Origin of the sequence: Bradyrhizobium oligotrophicum S58 (assembly GCF_000344805.1) — a bacterium.
GTDB classification, from domain to species: domain Bacteria; phylum Pseudomonadota; class Alphaproteobacteria; order Rhizobiales; family Xanthobacteraceae; genus Bradyrhizobium; species Bradyrhizobium oligotrophicum.
Genome location: NC_020453.1, coordinates 1099725 through 1121451 on the forward strand (window position 1 = coordinate 1099725; position 21727 = coordinate 1121451).

The 21727-nt window shown below is 65.7% G+C and carries 1 protein-coding gene (running past one end of the window); it reads right to left on the reverse strand.

The annotated features are described in order from the left end of the window. A protein-coding gene (locus S58_RS04790) for a non-ribosomal peptide synthase/polyketide synthase (RefSeq protein ID WP_042338760.1) crosses the window boundary here: on the reverse strand, window positions 1-21647 show its 5' portion. It extends 15487 nt beyond the left edge of the window; the window shows 21647 of its 37134 coding nt (coding positions 1-21647); the start codon lies at window positions 21645-21647; its stop codon lies off the left edge, out of view. Window positions 21648-21727 lie beyond the last annotated feature (80 nt).

Sequence of the window (21727 nt, forward strand, 5' to 3'; positions counted from 1 at the left end):
ACCCGGCCGGTCAGGCCATCGGGCTTGCCGTCGGCCGTACGCCGCTCCCAAAGGTGCAGGGAGAGATCGAGCTTTGCGGACTGGGTGCTGACAGGATGTGGTGCGACCTCCAGCCCGGACAGCCTGAAGCTGGCGCGGGTGTTGTTCTGCAGGATCAGGGAGACCTGGAACAGCGGATGGCGCCCCATGGAGCGGGCGGGATTGAGCACCTCGACGAGGCGCTCGAACGGCAGGTCCTGATGAGCGTAGGCGGCGAGGCAGGTGTTGCGGACGCGGCCGAGCAGATCGCGGAAGGAGGGATTGCCGGAGGTGTCGGTGCGCAGCACCAGGGTGTTGACGAAGAAGCCGACGAGGTCGTCGAGGGCATCGTCGGTGCGTCCGGCGATCGGGCTGCCGAGCGCGATGTCGGTGCCGGCGCCGAGCCGTGTGAGCAGGGTGGCGAGGGCAGCCTGCAGCACCATGAACAGGCTGGCCTGGTGATCGCGGGCCAGCGCCTGGAGCTTGTGGTGCAGCTCGGGATCGAGCTGGAAGGCGATGCTGTCGCCGCGATAGCTGGCGACCGCGGGCCGCGGACGGTCGGCCGGCAGCTCGAGCTGCTCGGGCAGGTCGGCGAGGGTCTGCTTCCAATAGGCGAGCTGTTGTGCGATGGCGCTGCCGGGATCGGTCTCGTCGCCGAGCAGCTGATGCTGCCAGAGCGTGTAGTCGGCATACTGCACCGGCAGCGGGGCCCAGCCGGGAGCCTCGCCGTGGCAACGGGCGGCGTAGGCGGCCGCCAGATCGCGGGCGAGCGGCGCGATGGACCAGCCGTCGGCTGCGATGTGATGGCACAGCAGCAGCAGCACGTGGTGGTCGTCGGCGAGCCGGAACAGGGCGGTGCGGAACGGGATCTCGCGCTCGAGGTGGAAGCCGTGTCCGGCGGCCTCGGTGAGCTGCCGTGGCAGGGTGTCGTCGGTGGCCTGTTCGATCTGCAGGATGGGTCTTGCGGTCTCCGGCTCGAGGATCAGCTGCCGGGGATCGCCGTCCTGCGGATCGGGGAAGATGGTGCGCAGGCTCTCATGGCGGGCCACCAGATCGAACAGCGCGAGCTGCAGCGCCTCGCTGTCGAGCCTGCCGTGCAGGCGCAGGCCGAGCGGGATGTTGTAGGTCGGGCTGGGTCCGTCCATCCGGTACAGGAACCAGAGCCGGCGCTGGGCAAAGGACAGCGGGATGGCGCCTTGGCCGGGATCTTGGTGGAGGTCCTGGCGCAGTGCAGGCCGCAAGGTGGGACGTGCCTTGGCGGCGCTGTCCAGCTGTGCGGCGAGCTGGGCGACGGTCGGGGCTTCGAACAGGGTGCGGATGGCGAGCTCGACGCCGAGGGTGGAGCGGATGCGGCTGATCAGCTTGGTGGCGAGCAAAGAGTGTCCGCCGAGATCGAAGAAGTTGTCGTCGATGCCGAGCTGGGCAAGGCCGAGGATCTCGGCGAACAGGTCGACGAGGATCTCTTCCTGCGGCGTGCGAGGCGCGCTGATACTGAGCGGCGTGAAGTCGGGAGCGGGCAGTGCCTTGCGGTCAAGCTTGCCGTTTGGCGTCAGAGGAAGCGCATCCAGCACGACAATCGCGGCCGGGACCATGTAGTCGGGGAGCTGGTCGGCTAGCGAACGTCGCAGGGCCGCAGTAGAGAATCCAGTTTTGAGTCTCGGTTGGTTGACATAGAGAGAGGGCGATGCACCCGTTAAGTTGCCGAACGGCATGTACACATCTGTCGATGAAAGCCCCCTCAACACATTCCAGTCAACAAAGACGATGTCCAGACAAGTGCTATCTTTGCCGGCCCACGTTATGAGGGTCTTGTACCCAAGTACTTCGCCAAGTGAATAGAACGCCTCGGGGTCTACTTGAATTGGCGCGTCGTTAAGCTCGGACGGTTCTGTCTCAAGCAGGCTGACTGACTTGATAGCCAATGCAAGCCGTCGATTGGGGACAGCGCTAACGCGAACGCTGGTGGGCCGCTCGGCCCTGATGTATTCAGAAAGCGAGTCTATACTCTGGATCTCTGTGCCCCAGTAAAGGATTGGAGAATGGGCGCACGAGAATGCGCTCCTGGGCGTTTTGTGAACAGTGGCGTCGTAGCGGTAGCCGGAAAGTTCGTTGTCGTATCGGCTGCGTTTGATTTGTATGTCGATCCCTGAAAGATCAGGCCAGGAGATCTGGAGTGTGGCAAAGAATCTCGGATCGACCAGAAGCTCCTGCTCGAGCATCATGTCGCGCTCGATCCGGCTCTTCAAAGCTAGGGCGCCGGTCGATCCATGTGACCGTCTCGATTGAACGTCGGCATAGAAGTGTCGAAGAAGACTCAGATTCCTGATGTCTCCTACAAATAATGATCCGTTCGGCGCCAAAAGCTCGACGGCATTTCGCAATGTTTGAACGAGATAATCGACATTGGGGAAATACTGAACGACCGAGTTGATGATGATAGTATCGAAGAAGCCACGAGGCAAATTGCTCACGTCATTGGCCGCCTGATGGCGGAGCTCGATCCGCCTTGCGAGGTCTGGACGAGAGGCAAGTTGCCTTTTGAGTTCTTGAATGGTCGTCTGGGAAAAGTCCGTTCCATAATAACTAGTGCAGTGTTTCGCCAATTTTGCGAGCAGTAATCCGCTGCCAACCCCGATCTCCAACACGTTCGATGGCTTCAGCGATAGGATGCGCTTGACGGTCTCGTCTCGCCACTCCCTCATTTGCTCTAGCGGAATGGGAAGATCATCATAGCTGCTGTTCCAACCAAAAAAGTTCTCACCAAACTCGTGTGCTTGGGGTGCGGTCTGATACAAGCTATCGAAAACTGTCTTCCATTCAGAAAGTTGTTGATTTTCGTTTATCTCCTCAAATTCCCGTCGTGCCACGACGTAGCCGACGAGCTGCTTGTGGCCCGGCTGATCCTCGCGGGCGATGACGGCGGCCTGGGCGACGCCGGGCAGCCTGGTGAGGGCGGCCTCGATCTCGCCGGGCTCGATGCGGAAGCCGCGGATCTTGACCTGCTGGTCGACGCGGCCGAGGAAGTCGAGGACACCGTCGGCGCGCCAGCGCGCCAGGTCGCCGGTGCGGTACATCCGGCTGCCGGCGGGCCCGAACGGATTGGCGACGAAGCGCTCGGCCGTGAGCCCGGGCCGGTTGAGATAGCCGCGTGCCAGTCCGGCGCCGGCAATGTAGAGCTCGCCCGCAACGCCAACAGGAACCGGCTGCAGCTGTCCGTCAAGGACGTAGACTTTCAGATCCGGTATTCCGCGGCCGATGAGGCTGTTGGCTTCTGTTTGGGCAAGTTGGCTTGTGAGTGCGATGAAGCTGACATGGACGGTCGTTTCGGTGATGCCGTACATGTTGACGAGACGCGGCGCGTCGTCAGCATGTCTGTCGTACCAATCTTGCAGCCGTCTTAGCTCTAATGCCTCGCCGCCAAATATGATGCATCGAAGAGATAGATTAGAGACTGGGCCGGGCTGTTCACGGTCTGCCTGAATGAGTTGATAAAAGGCAGAAGGGGTCTGGTTGAGGATGGTCACCTTCTCGCGTGCAAGCAGGTCCAGAAACTCCGAAGGTGACCGGCTGAGCAATGTTGGGATGACGACAAGACGTCCGCCACGGAGAAGTGCGCCCCAAATCTCCCATACCGAGAAGTCGAACGCATGCGAATGGAACATCGTCCAAACATCGTCCGAACTGAAGTTGAACCAGTGTTCGGTATTCACCAAGAGGCGGTTGACGTTGTGATGAGCGACGACGACGCCCTTGGGCGTGCCGGTCGAGCCCGAGGTGTAGATGACGTAGGCCGGGTTGTGGGGCGAGAGCGGTGCGAGGCGGTCGTGGTCGTCCGGGTTGGTGTCGGGACAGCCGGCGAGCGCGGCGGCGAGATCGGGATCGTCGAGGCGGAGCAGCGGCAAGGTGCCGGGCAGCTGGGCCGCGGTCGGGACGTCCGTGATCATGCAGACGGGGCCGGCGTCGTCGAGCATGAAGGCGATGCGGTCCTTGGGATAGTCGACGTCGAGCGGCAGATAGGCGGCGCCGGCCTTGAGGATGGCGAGCAGGCCGACCAGCATCTCGATCGAGCGCGGCAGCGCGAGGGCGACGATGCGCTCGGGTCCGACGCCGCGGCGGATCAGATGATGGGCGAGGCGGTTGGCGCGGGCGTTGAGTTCGGCATAGCCGAGTGCGGTGTCCTCGAAGATCAGCGCCGTGGCATCGGGCGAGCGTGCGACCTGCTGCTCGAACAGCTCAGGCAGGGTGGCCTCGGCCACCGGACGGAAGGTGTCGTTCCAGTCGTGCAGGATCTGCCGGCGCTCACCAGCATCGAGGATCTCGATCTGACCGATCCGACGCGACGGATCCTCCGCAACTGCGGTCAGTACCAGCTCAAGCCGCCGGATGATACGTTCCACCGTTGTCCGGTCGAATAGCTCAGTGGCGTATTCGACCGCCCCGGCGATGCCCTGCGGTGAACCATCCGTGGCGCGCTGTTCCCAGAGATGGAAGGACAGGTCGAACTTGGCCGTTTGTGTTCCGACCGGCTGCGGCGCCATCTCCAGTCCAGCAAGCGTGACGGCGCTGCGGGTATTGTTCTGCAGGGCAAGCAAGACCTGGAACAGCGGTTGATGGGCCATCGAGCGAACGGGGTTGAGCACCTCGACGAGGCGTTCGAACGGCAGGTCCTGATGGGCGTAGGCGGCGAGGCAGGTGTTGCGGACGCGGCCGAGCAGGTCGCGGAAGGAGGGATTGCCGGAGGTGTCGGTGCGCAGCACCAGGGTGTTGACGAAGAAGCCGACGAGGTCGTCGAGGGCATCGTCGGTGCGGCCGGCGATCGGGCTGCCGAGCGCGATGTCGGTGCCGGCGCCGAGCCGTGTGAGCAGGGTGGCGAGAGCGGCCTGCAGCACCATGAACAGGCTGGCCTGATGATCGCGAGCCAAGGTCTGAAGCTTTTGGTGCAGGCCGGGGGTGAACTGGAAGACGATGGTCTCGCCGTGATGACTGGCGACAGCCGGCCGCGGCCGATCGGTCGGCAGCTCGAGCTGCTCGGGCAGATCGGCAAGGGTCTGCTTCCAGTAGGCGAGCTGTTGTGCGATGGCGCTGTCGGGATCGGCCTCGTCGCCGAGCACTTGGCGCTGCCAAAGCGTGTAGTCGGCATACTGCACCGGCAGTGGAGCCCAGTGGGGGGCGTGGCCCTGGCACCGGGCGGCATAGGCTAACGAGAGGTCGCGGGCCAGCGGCGCCTTTGACCAGCCGTCGGCTGCGATGTGATGGCATAGCAGCAGCAGCACGTGGCGCTCTTGATCGAGCTGGAACAGCCAGGCGCGGAACGGGATCTCGTTCTCCAATCGGAAGCAATGAGTTGCTGAACGGGCGAGCCGCTCGGCCAGCGTGGCTTCGCTCACGTCTTCCACTCGCAGGATGAGCCCGGCCGTCTCCGGCTCGAGGATTAGCTGCTGGGGGAAACCATCCTTCGGATCAGGGAAGATCGTGCGCAGACTCTCGTGGCGCGCCACTAGATCGGCCAATGCAAGATCAAGTGCTTCGCGATCGAGCTCGCCTTGCATTCGCAAAGCCAGCGGGATGTTATAGATCGGACTTGGTCCATCCAACCGGTACAGGAACCAGAGCCGCCGCTGTGCAAAGGAAAGCGGGATCGCCGCTTGGCGGAGCGTTGCTCGCAGGGCCGGGCGCGCCGCGACGCTGTCACTCAGATGCCCAGCGAGCTGGGCGACGGTGGGGGCTTCGAACAGGGTGCGGATGGCGAGCTCGACGCCGAGGGTGGAGCGGATGCGGCTGATCAGCTTGGTGGCGAGCAAAGAGTGTCCGCCGAGATCGAAGAAATTGTCGTCGATGCCGAGCTCGGCCAAACCGAGGATCTCGGCGAAGAGGCCGGTCAGGACCTCCTCCTGGGGTGTACGCGGCGCGCGCGTGCTGACCGGGGTAAAGTTCGGGACCGGCAGTGCCTTGCGGTCGAGCTTGCCGTTGATTGTCAGCGGCAGTGCATCAAGTGCGAGGATCGCCGCGGGCACCATGTAGTCGGGCAAATGGCTGGCCAACGCGCGCCGCAACGCCGAAGGATCGGTGGTCCCTCCAGATTGTGCCACAACATAGCCGACGAGCTGCTTGTGGCCGGGCTGGTCCTCGCGGGCGATGACGGCGGCCTGGGCGACGCCGGGCAGCCTGGTGAGGGCGGCCTCGATCTCGCCGGGCTCGACGCGGAAGCCGCGGATCTTGACCTGCTGATCGGCACGGGCGAGGAAGACGAGCGTGCCGTCGGCGCGCCAGCGCGCCAGGTCGCCGGTGCGGTACATGCGGCTGCCGGCGGGCCCGAACGGATTGGCGACGAAGCGCTCGGCCGTAAGCCCGGGCCGGTTGAGATAATCACGGGCAATATACTCGCTACAAATCGCGACCTCTCCAAACAAGTCGGTCGGTTCGCCGTCCGGGTTGAGCAGAACCACCTGAGTTGCCTCGACCGGATAGCCTATCGGCAGTCGCGCGCCGCTCACAAGGCTCTTGGAATCCGCAAAAAACTGCGTCGCGATAGTTGATTCCGTCGGCCCATAGCCATTCACGAGCAGACATTCCGGATCGAAATTCTTTCGGAGGAGATCCAGATCCGCCGGCGAAGCTTCTTCGCCGCCGAGGACGACCATGCGGACCGGCCCGGTCCCGGATCTATCGAGACCGGAAGCTGCGAGCCGAAACACCGTCGGAGTAGAATGCCAGATCGTCACGGATTGCTTGATCAGCCACTCATGCAAATCTGATAGTGAGGACCGTTTAAGGTCGAAGACGTGTAGAGAAGCTCCATTCAAGAGGGCTCCGTAGATGTCCATGACGGACGCATCAAAACCATAGGAACTGAAGAGCGTCAGCCGATCTTCCGAGTTCAGGTGCAATGCGTTGGTATATACAGATATAAAATGGAGAACATTGCGATCGGTCTGGACGACGCCCTTTGGCTGGCCCGTCGTGCCCGAAGTGTAAAGAACATACGTGTCTGCACTTTTGTGCCGGGTTGTTGGAAAGTCGTCGCAGGGCGCAATGGCGGAATGATCTAAGATGGGAATACACAGGTCAGCGCAGGCCGCAGTTGCGAGTGGCATCAGATGCTGATCACATATGATCGCATCTGCATTCGCATCGCCGATGATGAACTTCAGTCGCTCCACCGGTTGAAGGGGGTCGAGTGGCACGTAGGCCTTCGATGCCTTTATGACTCCAAGCATTGCCGCGATCATGTCGGCACCATGATCGAAAAGAAGCGCAACGCGTCGAGAGTTGACGCCAAGAATACGACCGAGTTGCTTGGCGACGCCATTTGCCCGACGGTCTAGATCTTCATAGCTCCAGCATATGTCTCCGCAGGTGACGGCTGGCGACGTCGAGTGGCGTTTTGCCTGTGCTTCAAAGCGCGCAGCAAGGGACTGCTCGATCTCTTCCCGGTCGAAGCTTGCAAACGTGTTCGTCGGTCCCACGTGGCTTCGGCTTCTGGCAGTCGAACTCGCATCTACCGTTAGGCGGATTTGATCGATGCGCATTTCCGGGGTGGTGACAATGCCTTTGAGTAAGGCCTCGAAGAGTCTGAGCACCCATTCTATGGTTGCGCGGTCGAACAGATCGGTTGCAAACTCGACGTGGCCGATGAGCCCGCCAGGTTTGCTGTCAGCGGTCATCTGCTCCCAAAGATGCATTGAGAGATCAAACTTGGCGGTGCCGGTGACGACCGGAAGACGCGCTGTGGTCAGACCGGCCATATCGAAGCCGGCTCTGGCATTGTTCTGTATTGCCAGTTCGACCTGGAACAGCGGATGGCTCGCCATGGAGCGGGCGGGATTGAGCACCTCGACGAGGCGCTCGAACGGCAGATCCTGATGAGCGTAGGCGGCGAGGCAGGTGTTGCGGACGCGGCCGAGCAGATCGCGGAAGGAGGGATTGCCGGAGGTGTCGGTGCGCAGCACCAGGGTGTTGACGAAGAAGCCGACGAGGTCGTCGAGGGCATCGTCGGTGCGTCCGGCGATCGGGCTGCCGAGCGCGATGTCGGTGCCGGCGCCGAGCCGTGTGAGCAGGGTGGCGAGGGCAGCCTGCAGCACCATGAACAGGCTGGCCTGGTGATCGCGGGCCAGCGCCTGGAGCTTGTGGTGCAGCTCGGGATCGAGCTGGAAGGCGATGCTGTCGCCGCGATAGCTGGCGACCGCGGGCCGCGGACGGTCGGCCGGCAGCTCGAGCTGCTCGGGCAGGTCGGCGAGGGTCTGCTTCCAATAGGCGAGCTGTCGTGCGATGGCGCTGCCGGGATCGGTCTCGTCGCCGAGCAGCTGATGCTGCCAGAGCGTGTAGTCGGCATACTGCACCGGCAGCGGGGCCCAGCCGGGAGCCTCGCCGTGGCAACGGGCGGCGTAGGCGGCCGCCAGATCGCGGGCGAGCGGCGCGATGGACCAGCCGTCGGCTGCGATGTGATGGCACAGCAGCAGCAGCACGTGGCGGTCGTCGGCGAGCTGGAACAGGGCGGCGCGGAACGGGATCTCGCGCTCGAGGTGGAAGCCGTGTCCGGCGGCCTCGGTGAGCTGCCGTGGCAGGGTGTCGTCGGTGGCCTGTTCGATCTGCAGGATGGGTCTTGCGGTCTCCGGCTCGAGGATCAGCTGCCGGGGATCGCCGTCCTGCGGATCGGGGAAGATGGTGCGCAGGCTCTCATGGCGGGCCACCAGATCGAACAGCGCGAGCTGCAGCTCCTCGCTGTCGAGCCTGCCGTGCAGGCGCAGGCCGAGCGGGATGTTGTAGGTCGGGCTGGGTCCGTCCATCCGGTACAGGAACCAGAGCCGGCGCTGGGCAAAGGACAGCGGGATGGCGCCTTGGCCGGGATCTTGGTGGAGGTCCTGGCGCAGTGCAGGCCGCAAGGTGGGACGTGCCTTGGCGGCGCTGTCGAGCTGGGCTGCGAGCTGGGCGACGGTCGGAGCTTCGAACAGGGTGCGGATGGCGAGCTCGACGCCGAGGGTGGAGCGGATGCGGCTGATCAGCCTGGTGGCGAGCAACGAGTGTCCGCCGAGATCGAAGAAGTTGTCGTCGATGCCGAGCTGGGCGAGGCCGAGGATCTCGGCGAAGAGAGTGACGAGGATCTCTTCCTGCGGCGTGCGCGGCGGGCGGATGCTGACCGGGCTGAAGTTCGGCGCCGGCAAGGCCTTGCGGTCGAGCTTGCCGCTCGGGGTCAGCGGCAATGCTTCGACCGGGACGATGGCGGCCGGGACCATGTAGTCGGGGAGCTGGTCGGCGAGCGAGCGTCGCAGCGCCACGGGAGCGACGGCCTGTCCGGACTGGGTCACGACATAGCCGACGAGCTGCTTGTGGCCTGACTGGTCCTCGCGGGCGATGACGGCGGCCTGGGCGACGCCGGGCAGCCTGGTGAGGGCGGCCTCGATCTCGCCGGGCTCGATGCGGAAGCCGCGGATCTTGACCTGCTGGTCGACGCGGCCGAGGAAGTCGAGGACGCCGTCGGCGCGCCAGCGCGCCAGGTCGCCGGTGCGGTACATGCGGCTGCCGGCGGGCCCGAACGGATTGGCGACGAAGCGCTCGGCCGTGAGCCCGGGGCGGTAGAGATAGCCGCGCGCAAGGCCCGCGCCGGCGATGTAGAGCTCGCCCGCAACGCCGACCGGGACAGGGCGCAGCGAAGCATCGAGAACATAGATCTTTGTATTGGCGATCGGCCGTCCGATTGGCACGACACCCGCGACAAAATCTGCAGGGCGGCGCCATGCCGTGGCACAGACCGTCGCCTCCGTTGGACCATAGGCGTTTAAGACGGTGACGTGGTGCGGCAGTGCCTCCATCAGCTCTGCCCGCGGTAGTTCGCCGGCAAGCACGAGCACCTCAAGCTCGGCAAGGCGCGCCAGATCCGTACGCCCCTGCAGCAGCGCTGGCGGGAGCGTCGCATGCGTCACGTGGTGATCTGTGAAATAGTCCAGAAGCGCCGTAGCGTCGCGGTGTTCGCCGTTGCCGAGCAGATGCAATTCCGCTCCCGAGCACAACGTCATGACGATCTCCGACGCGCTGGCATCGAAACTCAGCGAAGCGAATTGTACGATTCGGCTGTGCTGGTGGGTCTCGAACACGTCGATCTGGGCACGCGTAAGATTCACAAACCCGCGATGCTCGATCATCACGCCCTTCGGCCTGCCGGTGGAGCCTGATGTGTAGATGACGTAGGCGGGGTTGTGGGGCGAGAGCGGTGCGCGGCGGTCGTGGTCGTCCGGATTGGTGTCGGGACAGCCGGCGAGCGCGGCGGCGAGATCGGGATCGTCGAGGCGGAGCAGCGGCAGGGTGCCGGGCAGCTGGGCCGCGGTCGGGGTGTCCGTGAGCATGCAGACGGGACCGGCGTCGTCGAGCATGAAGGCGATGCGGTCGCGGGGATAGTCGACGTCGAGCGGCAGGTAGGCGGCGCCGGCCTTGAGGATGGCGAGCAGGCCGACCAGCATCTCGATCGAGCGCGGCAAAGCGAGAGCGACGATGCGCTCGGGTCCGACGCCGCGGCGGATCAGATGATGAGCGAGGCGGTTGGCACGGGCGTTGAGTTCGGCATAGCTGAGTGCGGTGTCCTCGAAGATCAGCGCCGTGGCACCGGGCGAGCGTGCGACCTGCTGCTCGAACAGCTCGGGCAGGGTGGCCTCGGCCACCGGACGGAAGGTGTCGTTCCAGTCGTGCAGGAGCTGCCGGCGCTCGCCAGCGTCGAGGATCTCGATCTGCCCGATCGGCTGTGAGGGATCGGCCGCGACCGTGCTCAGCAATTGCTTCAAACGGCTGACGATCTGCTCGACAGTCGCGCGGTCGAACAGGTCGGTTGCGAACTCGACGTGCCCGGTCAGGCCATCGGGCTTGCCGTCGGCCGCACGCCGCTCCCATAGATGGAAGGTGAGATCGAGCTTGGCGCTGCTGGTGCCAACGGGATGTGGTGCGACCTCCAGGTTGGAGAGCCTGAAGCTGGCGCGGGTGTTGTTCTGCAGGATCAGGGAGACCTGGAACAGCGGATGGCTCGCCATGGAGCGGGCGGGATTGAGCACCTCGACGAGGCGCTCGAACGGCAGATCCTGATGAGCGTAGGCGGCGAGGCAGGTGTTGCGGACGCGGCCGAGCAGATCGCGGAAGGAGGGATTGCCGGAGGTGTCGGTGCGCAGCACCAGGGTGTTGACGAAGAAGCCGACGAGGTCGTCGAGGGCATCGTCGGTGCGTCCGGCGATCGGGCTGCCGAGCGCGATGTCGGTGCCGGCGCCGAGCCGTGTGAGCAGGGTGGCGAGGGCAGCCTGCAGCACCATGAACAGGCTGGCCTGGTGATCGCGGGCCAGCGCCTGGAGCTTGTGGTGCAGCTCGGGATCGAGCTGGAAGGCGATGCTGTCGCCGCGATAGCTGGCGACCGCGGGCCGCGGACGGTCGGCCGGCAGCTCGAGCTGCTCGGGCAGGTCGGCGAGGGTCTGCTTCCAATAGGCGAGCTGTTGTGCGATGGCGCTGCCGGGATCGGTCTCGTCGCCGAGCAGCTGATGCTGCCAGAGCGTGTAGTCGGCATACTGCACCGGCAGCGGGGCCCAGCCGGGAGCCTCGCCGTGGCAACGGGCGGCGTAGGCGGCCGCCAGATCGCGGGCGAGCGGCGCGATGGACCAGCCGTCGGCTGCGATGTGATGGCACAGCAGCAGCAGCACGTGGCGGTCGTCGGCGAGCTGGAACAGGGCGGCGCGGAACGGGATCTCGCGCTCGAGGTGGAAGCCGTGTCCGGCGGCCTCGGTGAGCTGCCGTGGCAGGGTGTCGTCGGTGGCCTGTTCGATCTGCAGGATGGGTCTTGCGGTCTCCGGCTCGAGGATCAGCTGCCGGGGATCGCCGTCCTGCGGATCGGGGAAGATGGTGCGCAGGCTCTCATGGCGGGCCACCAGATCGAACAGCGCGAGCTGCAGCTCCTCGCTGTCGAGCCTGCCGTGCAGGCGCAGGCCGAGCGGGATGTTGTAGGTCGGGCTGGGTCCGTCCATCCGGTACAGGAACCAGAGCCGGCGCTGGGCAAAGGACAGCGGGATGGCGCCTTGGCCGGGATCTTGGTGGAGGTCCTGGCGCAGTGCAGGCCGCAAGGTGGGACGTGCCTTGGCGGCGCTGTCGAGCTGGGCTGCGAGCTGGGCGACGGTCGGAGCTTCGAACAGGGTGCGGATGGCGAGCTCGACGCCGAGGGTGGAGCGGATGCGGCTGATCAGCTTGGTGGCGAGCAAAGAGTGTCCGCCGAGATCAAAGAAGTTGTCGTCGATGCCGAGCTGGGCGAGGCCGAGGATCTCGGCGAAGAGAGTGACGAGGATCTCTTCCTGCGGCGTGCGCGGCGGGCGGATGCTGACCGGGCTGAAGTTCGGCGCCGGCAAGGCCTTGCGGTCGAGCTTGCCGCTCGGGGTCAGCGGCAATGCTTCGACCGGGACGATGGCGGCCGGGACCATGTAGTCGGGGAGCTGGTCGGCGAGCGAGCGTCGCAGCGCCACGGGAGCGACGGCCTGTCCGGACTGGGTCACGACATAGCCGACGAGCTGCTTGTGGCCTGACTGGTCCTCGCGGGCGATGACGGCGGCCTGGGCGACGCCGGGCAACCTGGTGAGGGCGGCCTCGATCTCGCCGGGCTCGATGCGGAAGCCGCGGATCTTGACCTGCTGGTCGACGCGGCCGAGGAAGTCGAGGACGCCGTCGGCGCGCCAGCGCGCCAGGTCGCCGGTGCGGTACATGCGGCTGCCGGCGGGCCCGAACGGATTGGCGACGAAGCGCTCGGCCGTGAGCCCGGGGCGGTAGAGATAGCCGCGCGCAAGGCCCGCGCCGGCGATGTAGAGCTCGCCCGCAACGCCCACCGGAACAGGACGCAAGAGATCATCGAGCACGTAGACTTGCGTGTTGTCGATCGGCCGGCCGATCGCAACATCGTCGTCGGTACACCTGGCAAAGAGGCTGTCGCCGGCGGCTTCCGACGAGCCGTAGAAGTTCAACAGCTCGGCCTGCGGGAAGGCGTCTGCGAAGCGGGCGGACTGCTCCCGGGTGAAGGCTTCACCGCTGACGATCCAGAGCCTGCAGGAGCTCGCGCTGTGATGCTGCGGATGCTCGACCAGGCTGTCGAGCAGGCTCGGCACCAGCGTCATGCGGTGGATGCTGTGCTGCTCGATCAGGGCAAGCAGGGCGTCCGGGCTCTTGGCCGCCTGGGCGCTGGCCATGACGACGGGGGCTCCGAACAGCAGCGCTCCGAGCGCCTCCGTCGAGCCGTCCAAAAAGGCAATCGAGCTCTTGGCGATTACCGGCCGGTCGTGCCGACAGGGATGGAGCTGGTTGAGCCAGCGCAAGCGGTTGACGACGCCCGCATGCGGCCCGCTGACGCCCTTCGGCCTGCCGGTGGAGCCTGATGTGTAGATGACGTAGGCGGGGTTGTGGGGCGAGAGCGGTGCGCGGCGGTCGTGGTCGTCCGGATTGGTGTCGGGACAGCCGGCGAGCGCGGCGGCGAGATCGGGATCGTCGAGGCGGAGCAGCGGCAGGGTGCCGGGCAGCTGGGCCGCGGTCGGGGTGTCCGTGATCATGCAGACGGGACCGGCGTCGTCGAGCATGAAGGCGATGCGGTCGCGGGGATAGTCGACGTCGAGCGGCAGGTAGGCGGCGCCGGCCTTGAGGATGGCGAGCAGGCCGACCAGCATCTCGATCGAGCGCGGCAAAGCGAGAGCGACGATGCGCTCGGGTCCGACGCCGCGGCGGATCAGATGATGAGCGAGGCGGTTGGCACGGGCGTTGAGTTCGGCATAGCTGAGTGCGGTGTCCTCGAAGATCAGCGCCGTGGCACCGGGCGAGCGTGCGACCTGCTGCTCGAACAGCTCGGGCAGGGTGGCCTCGGCCACCGGACGGAAGGTGTCGTTCCAGTCGTGCAGGAGCTGCCGGCGCTCGCCAGCGTCGAGGATCTCGATCTGCCCGATCGGCTGTGAGGGATCGGCCGCGACCGTGCTCAGCAATTGCTTCAAACGGCTGACGATCTGCTCGACAGTCGCGCGGTCGAACAGGTCGGTTGCGAACTCGACGTGCCCGGTCAGGCCATCGGGCTTGCCGTCGGCCGCACGCCGCTCCCATAGATGGAAGGTGAGATCGAGCTTGGCGCTGCTGGTGCCAACGGGATGTGGTGCGACCTCCAGGTTGGAGAGCCTGAAGCTGGCGCGGGTGTTGTTCTGCAGGATCAGGGAGACCTGGAACAGCGGATGGCTCGCCATGGAGCGGGCGGGATTGAGCACCTCGACGAGGCGCTCGAACGGCAGATCCTGATGAGCGTAGGCGGCGAGGCAGGTGTTGCGGACGCGGCCGAGCAGATCGCGGAAGGAGGGATTGCCGGAGGTGTCGGTGCGCAGCACCAGGGTGTTGACGAAGAAGCCGACGAGGTCGTCGAGGGCATCGTCGGTGCGTCCGGCGATCGGGCTGCCGAGCGCGATGTCGGTGCCGGCGCCGAGCCGTGTGAGCAGGGTGGCGAGGGCAGCCTGCAGCACCATGAACAGGCTGGCCTGGTGATCGCGGGCCAGCGCCTGGAGCTTGTGGTGCAGCTCGGGATCGAGCTGGAAGGCGATGCTGTCGCCGCGATAGCTGGCGACCGCGGGCCGCGGACGGTCGGCCGGCAGCTCGAGCTGCTCGGGCAGGTCGGCGAGGGTCTGCTTCCAATAGGCGAGCTGTTGTGCGATGGCGCTGCCGGGATCGGTCTCGTCGCCGAGCAGCTGATGCTGCCAGAGCGTGTAGTCGGCATACTGCACCGGCAGCGGGGCCCAGCCGGGAGCCTCGCCGTGGCAACGGGCGGCGTAGGCGGCCGCCAGATCGCGGGCGAGCGGCGCGATGGACCAGCCGTCGGCTGCGATGTGATGGCACAGCAGCAGCAGCACGTGGCGGTCGTCGGCGAGCTGGAACAGGGCGGCGCGGAACGGGATCTCGCGCTCGAGGTGGAAGCCGTGTCCGGCGGCCTCGGTGAGCTGCCGTGGCAGGGTGTCGTCGGTGGCCTGTTCGATCTGCAGGATGGGTCTTGCGGTCTCCGGCTCGAGGATCAGCTGCCGGGGATCGCCGTCCTGCGGATCGGGGAAGATGGTGCGCAGGCTCTCATGGCGGGCCACCAGATCGAACAGCGCGAGCTGCAGCTCCTCGCTGTCGAGCCTGCCGTGCAGGCGCAGGCCGAGCGGGATGTTGTAGGTCGGGCTGGGTCCGTCCATCCGGTACAGGAACCAGAGCCGGCGCTGGGCAAAGGACAGCGGGATGGCGCCTTGGCCGGGATCTTGGTGGAGGTCCTGGCGCAGTGCAGGCCGCAAGGTGGGACGTGCCTTGGCGGCGCTGTCGAGCTGGGCTGCGAGCTGGGCGACGGTCGGAGCTTCGAACAGGGTGCGGATGGCGAGCTCGACGCCGAGGGTGGAGCGGATGCGGCTGATCAGCTTGGTGGCGAGCAAAGAGTGTCCGCCGAGATCAAAGAAGTTGTCGTCGATGCCGAGCTGGGCGAGGCCGAGGATCTCGGCGAAGAGAGTGACGAGGATCTCTTCCTGCGGCGTGCGCGGCGGGCGGATGCTGACCGGGCTGAAGTTCGGCGCCGGCAAGGCCTTGCGGTCGAGCTTGCCGCTCGGGGTCAGCGGCAATGCTTCGACCGGGACGATGGCGGCCGGGACCATGTAGTCGGGGAGCTGGTCGGCGAGCGAGCGTCGCAGCGCCACGGGAGCGACGGCCTGTCCGGACTGGGTCACGACATAGCCGACGAGCTGCTTGTGGCCTGACTGGTCCTCGCGGGCGATGACGGCGGCCTGGGCGACGCCGGGCAACCTGGTGAGGGCGGCCTCGATCTCGCCGGGCTCGATGCGGAAGCCGCGGATCTTGACCTGCTGGTCGACGCGGCCGAGGAAGTCGAGGACGCCGTCGGCGCGCCAGCGCGCCAGGTCGCCGGTGCGGTACATGCGGCTGCCGGCGGGCCCGAACGGATTGGCGACGAAGCGCTCGGCCGTGAGCCCGGGGCGGTAGAGATAGCCGCGCGCAAGGCCCGCGCCGGCGATGTAGAGCTCGCCCGCAACGCCCACCGGAACAGGACGCAAGAGATCATCGAGCACGTAGACTTGCGTGTTGTCGATCGGCCGGCCGATCGCAACATCGTCGTCGGTACACCTGGCAAAGAGGCTGTCGCCGGCGGCTTCCGACGAGCCGTAGAAGTTCAACAGCTCGGCCTGCGGGAAGGCGTCTGCGAAGCGGGCGGACTGCTCCCGGGTGAAGGCTTCACCGCTGACGATCCAGAGCCTGCAGGAGCTCGCGCTGTGATGCTGCGGATGCTCGACCAGGCTGTCGAGCAGGCTCGGCACCAGCGTCATGCGGTGGATGCTGTGCTGCTCGATCAGGGCAAGCAGGGCGTCCGGGCTCTTGGCCGCCTGGGCGCTGGCCATGACGACGGGGGCTCCGAACAGCAGCGCTCCGAGCGCCTCCGTCGAGCCGTCCAAAAAGGCAATCGAGCTCTTGGCGATTACCGGCCGGTCGTGCCGACAGGGATGGAGCTGGTTGAGCCAGCGCAAGCGGTTGACGACGCCCGCATGCGGCCCGCTGACGCCCTTCGGCCTGCCGGTGGAGCCTGATGTGTAGATGACGTAGGCGGGGTTGTGGGGCGAGAGCGGTGCGCGGCGGTCGTGGTCATCCGGATCGGTGTCGGGACAGCCGGCGAGCGCGGCGGCGAGATCGGGATCGTCGAGGCGGAGCAGCGGCAGGGTGCCGGGCAGCTGGGCCGCGGTCGGGGTGTCCGTGAGCATGCAGACGGGACCGGCGTCGTCGAGCATGAAGGCGATGCGGTCGCGGGGATAGTCGACGTCGAGCGGCAGGTAGGCGGCGCCGGCCTTGAGGATGGCGAGCAGGCCGACCAGCATCTCGATCGAGCGCGGCAAAGCGAGAGCGACGATGCGCTCGGGTCCGACGCCGCGGCGGATCAGATGATGAGCGAGGCGGTTGGCGCGGGCGTTGAGCCCGGCATAGCTGAGTGCGGTGTCCTCGAAGATCAGCGCCGTGGCACCGGGCGAGCGTGCGACCTGCTGCTCGAACAGCTCGGGCAGGGTGGCCTCGGCCACCGGACGGAAGGTGTCGTTCCAGTCGTGCAGGAGCTGCCGGCGCTCGCCAGCGTCGAGGATCTCGATCTGCCCGATCGGCTGTGAGGGATCGGCCGCGACCGTGCTCAGCAATTGCTTCAAACGGCTGACGATCTGCTCGACAGTCGCGCGGTCGAACAGGTCGGTTGCGAACTCGACGTGCCCGGTCAGGCCATCGGGCTTGCCGTCGGCCGCACGCCGCTCCCATAGATGGAAGGTGAGATCGAGCTTGGCGCTGCTGGTGCCAACGGGATGTGGTGCGACCTCCAGGTTGGAGAGCCTGAAGCTGGCGCGGGTGTTGTTCTGCAGGATCAGGGAGACCTGGAACAGCGGATGGCTCGCCATGGAGCGGGCGGGATTGAGCACCTCGACGAGGCGCTCGAACGGCAGATCCTGATGAGCGTAGGCGGCGAGGCAGGTGTTGCGGACGCGGCCGAGCAGATCGCGGAAGGAGGGATTGCCGGAGGTGTCGGTGCGCAGCACCAGGGTGTTGACGAAGAAGCCGACGAGGTCGTCGAGGGCATCGTCGGTGCGTCCGGCGATCGGGCTGCCGAGCGCGATGTCGGTGCCGGCGCCGAGCCGTGTGAGCAGGGTGGCGAGGGCAGCCTGCAGCACCATGAACAGGCTGGCCTGGTGATCGCGGGCCAGCGCCTGGAGCTTGTGGTGCAGCTCGGGATCGAGCTGGAAGGCGATGCTGTCGCCGCGATAGCTGGCGACCGCGGGCCGCGGACGGTCGGCCGGCAGCTCGAGCTGCTCGGGCAGGTCGGCGAGGGTCTGCTTCCAATAGGCGAGCTGTTGTGCGATGGCGCTGCCGGGATCGGTCTCGTCGCCGAGCAGCTGATGCTGCCAGAGCGTGTAGTCGGCATACTGCACCGGCAGCGGGGCCCAGCCGGGAGCCTCGCCGTGGCAACGGGCGGCGTAGGCGGCCGCCAGATCGCGGGCGAGCGGCGCGATGGACCAGCCGTCGGCTGCGATGTGATGGCACAGCAGCAGCAGCACGTGGCGGTCGTCGGCGAGCCGGAACAGGGCGGCGCGGAACGGGATCTCGCGCTCGAGGTGGAAGCCGTGTCCGGCGGCCTCGGTGAGCTGCCGTGGCAGGGTGTCGTCGGTGGCCTGTTCGATCTGCAGGATGGGTCTTGCGGTCTCCGGCTCGAGGATCAGCTGCCGGGGATCGCCGTCCTGCGGATCGGGGAAGATGGTGCGCAGGCTCTCATGGCGGGCCACCAGATCGAACAGCGCGAGCTGCAGCTCCTCGCTGTCGAGCCTGCCGTGCAGGCGCAGGCCGAGCGGGATGTTGTAGGTCGGGCTGGGTCCGTCCATCCGGTACAGGAACCAGAGCCGGCGCTGGGCAAAGGACAGCGGGATGGCGCCTTGGCCGGGATCTTGGTGGAGGTCCTGGCGCAGTGCAGGCCGCAAGGTGGGACGTGCCTTGGCGGCGCTGTCGAGCTGGGCTGCGAACTGGGCGACGGTCGGAGCTTCGAACAGGGTGCGGATGGCGAGCTCGACGCCGAGGGTGGAGCGGATGCGGCTGATCAGCTTGGTGGCGAGCAAAGAGTGTCCGCCGAGATCGAAGAAGTTGTCGTCGATGCCGAGCTGGGCGAGGCCGAGGATCTCGGCGAAGAGAGTGACGAGGATCTCTTCCTGCGGCGTGCGCGGCGGGCGGATGCTGACCGGGCTGAAGTTCGGCGCCGGCAAGGCCTTGCGGTCGAGCTTGCCGCTCGGGGTCAGCGGCAATGCTTCGACCGGGACGATGGCGGCCGGGACCATGTAGTCGGGGAGCTGGTCGGCGAGCGAGCGTCGCAGCGCCACGGGAGCGACGGCCTGTCCGGACTGGGTCACGACATAGCCGACGAGCTGCTTGTGGCCTGACTGGTCCTCGCGGGCGATGACGGCGGCCTGGGCGACGCCGGGCAACCTGGTGAGGGCGGCCTCGATCTCGCCGGGCTCGATGCGGAAGCCGCGGATCTTGACCTGCTGGTCGACGCGGCCGAGGAAGTCGAGGACGCCGTCGGCGCGCCAGCGCGCCAGGTCGCCGGTGCGGTACATGCGGCTGCCGGCGGGCCCGAACGGATTGGCGACGAAGCGCTCGGCCGTGAGCCCGGGGCGGTAGAGATAGCCGCGCGCAAGGCCCGCGCCGGCGATGTAGAGCTCGCCCGCAACGCCCACCGGAACAGGACGCAAGAGATCATCGAGCACGTAGACTTGCGTGTTGTCGATCGGCCGGCCGATCGCAACATCGTCGTCGGTACACCTGGCAAAGAGGCTGTCGCCGGCGGCTTCCGACGAGCCGTAGAAGTTCAACAGCTCGGCCTGCGGGAAGGCGTCTGCGAAGCGGGCGGACTGCTCCCGGGTGAAGGCTTCACCGCTGACGATCCAGAGCCTGCAGGAGCTCGCGCTGTGATGCTGCGGATGCTCGACCAGGCTGTCGAGCAGGCTCGGCACCAGCGTCATGCGGTGGATGCTGTGCTGCTCGATCAGGGCAAGCAGGGCGTCCGGGCTCTTGGCCGCCTGGGCGCTGGCCATGACGACGGGGGCTCCGAACAGCAGCGCTCCGAGCGCCTCCGTCGAGCCGTCCAAAAAGGCAATCGAGCTCTTGGCGATTACCGGCCGGTCGTGCCGACAGGGATGGAGCTGGTTGAGCCAGCGCAAGCGGTTGACGACGCCCGCATGCGGCCCGCTGACGCCCTTCGGCCTGCCGGTGGAGCCTGATGTGTAGATGACGTAGGCGGGGTTGTGGGGCGAGAGCGGTGCGCGGCGGTCGTGGTCGTCCGGATTGGTGTCGGGACAGCCGGCGAGCGCGGCGGCGAGATCGGGATCGTCGAGGCGGAGCAGCGGCAGGGTGCCGGGCAGCTGGGCCGCGGTCGGGGTGTCCGTGATCATGCAGACGGGACCGGCGTCGTCGAGCATGAAGGCGATGCGGTCGCGGGGATAGTCGACGTCGAGCGGCAGGTAGGCGGCGCCGGCCTTGAGGATGGCGAGCAGGCCGACCAGCATCTCGATCGAGCGCGGCAAAGCGAGAGCGACGATGCGCTCGGGTCCGACGCCGCGGCGGATCAGATGATGAGCGAGGCGGTTGGCGCGGGCGTTGAGCCCGGCATAGCTGAGTGCGGTGTCCTCGAAGATCAGCGCCGTGGCACCGGGCGAGCGTGCGACCTGCTGCTCGAACAGCTCGGGCAGGGTGGCCTCGGCCACCGGACGGAAGGTGTCGTTCCAGTCGTGCAGGAGCTGCCGGCGCTCGCCAGCGTCGAGGATCTCGATCTGCCCGATCGGCTGTGAGGGATCGGCGCTGACAGCAGTCAGAACACGTTGGAGAAACTGTTGATGACGCTCGACAGCTTCAAGACTGTGCATCTTGGGATTTGCTGCCAGATGAACATGAAGGCCATCTTCGTTGCCGCTATAGATCGTGAATGAAATATCCCGAACCGTTCGGGTCGACACATTATAGGGAACGGCTCTATGGCCGGCGAATGCGAGTTCCTGCTTGAACGGCATCACATTGATGATCGGGCCGAAATCATCCCCGAACGCCCTGATCCTCTTCATGTCGCGCAGAAGAGCCGGAATAGGATAACGCCGGTGAGGCAAAACCTTTTTCAGTTCGTTATCGATCCGTGCGGCGACGTCCTGCAACGACATGGCAGGATTGATTGCCAATCGAATTGGCAACACATTTGCCGTCATGCCCGGCGCAGTTCTCGAGCGAGCCGAGACCGACAAACTGAAAGTCAACTCATACTGACCCGAAAACCGACAAAGATATGCTGCTACCGCGGCAACGATCGTTCGCGAAAGCGTCGTCCCTGACTGGTTTGCAACGTCAGAAAGAGAATGAACGATGTCTCCTGGTAAGGAGCTCGAATTCCGGAGGGGTAGAGGTGTGTAATCTGAAGTGGCGTTTCCCAAGCGCGGCGGATCGGGAATAGAAGACAAATATTCAAGCCAGAAAGCTCTATCTATCTGAAAATCATTCGACGCCAGGTACGCACCGTCTCCATCGAGAATGTCATCTATAGATCCGAACTTCGGACCGCCGGGAGGCGCGCCGGAGATTGCAGCTGAATATAGATCGCTCAATCTTTGAGCGATCAAAGAGTATCCGAAGCCATCAATAATAACGTGGTGATAGCGATGGTGCCAAACGAAGTGATCATCCGCCAGTTTGATCAGCGAAAAAGAGAAGAGCTTCTGATCCCGGAGGTCTATTATGTCCTCCATTGCGCGCTCGACGATGCTCAGCATCGAGCGCCATGGGTCGGGCGCGAGGCTTACGTCGACGATCGCTAGGTCGACCAGCGAACTTGCCGGGAAAGATTGCCGCGGTTCAGCATCCGTCTCCGAAAAGACCGTTCTGAGAGCATCCGTTTCTGCAACTATCTGCCTCAACGCCTCCCGGAATGCGGGTACGCTCACCGGCCCGCATATTTCAACCATCTCCCCAATATTTTCGCACGGCTGCGGGTCCGAGAGCGTACTCTCAAACCAGATCCCCAATTGCATGGATGAAAGAGGCCGAAAGTCCACGCGTGACTTCGTCATTGCCGAGCTTCTTATTGCTTGATCGAAGGGACGACACTGCCTCGACGGCGACGGTCAAGTCGACGAAGGCTTTATATCGG